The organism is Methylosinus sp. Sm6, assembly GCF_019802345.1.
Taxonomy (GTDB): domain Bacteria; phylum Pseudomonadota; class Alphaproteobacteria; order Rhizobiales; family Beijerinckiaceae; genus Methylosinus.
Genome location: NZ_JAINDZ010000129.1, coordinates 1 through 685 on the forward strand (window position 1 = coordinate 1; position 685 = coordinate 685).

The 685-nt window shown below is 71.7% G+C and carries 1 protein-coding gene; it reads left to right on the plus strand.

Annotated features, from left to right (window positions below; all coding sequences use genetic code 11):
* The coding region (locus K3F48_RS23885) for an OmpA family protein (RefSeq protein WP_222577927.1) at positions 1–675 on the plus strand (675 nt) is incomplete at its 5' end.
* Positions 676–685 lie beyond the last annotated feature (10 nt).

Here is a 685-nt window from a genome sequence, read left to right on the forward strand (position 1 = left end):
TCGGTGAGCGTGATCGCCAATTCGCTGCGGCTGCGCCGATCGCAAATCGAAGAGCCGGCCGCGGCCGCCGGCGCCCTGCGTCGCCCGGAAAGATCGAGACCTCTGGCGTTGGCGGGGGTGACGGCCGCCGCGCTGGCGCTCGCGGCGGGGCTGACGTGGCTCGACTGGCGGCCGCGCTTCCCCATCGCCGAGACGCCGCCGTCTCCACCGGCGCAGCGCGAGCCGGCGCCCTCGGTCACGGAGCGATCGGCCGAAGCGCCCAAGACGGATGCGCGATCCAGCGTCGCTGCGAGCGAAGGGGTGGAGTCGAAGCTGCGCGCCTACTTCGAGCGCGAAACGCCGCCAGCGCGAAAGCTCGCCTGGTTCGAGCTCGACGGCGTGGTCTTCGAGCCGCGCGGAGCCGGCCTGCAACCCACTGCGCAAACGCGATTGAAGGCAATCGCCGATATTCTGACGACCCATCCCCGCGCCAGAGCGATCGTCGCCGTCTATGGCGACGCCAAGAAGCTGTCGAAGCAGCGGGCGGAGGCGGTTGTCCTGGCGTTGACGCGGCTCGGCGTCGACGCCTCTCGCCTGCGCGCGCGGGCGCTCGCGTCGAAGCCCTCCGCCGTCACGGGATCGAGCGTCAATTCCGAGCCGGACGGCCGCGTGCTGCTCGGCCTGCGTTCGAAGTGACTCCGGCGCG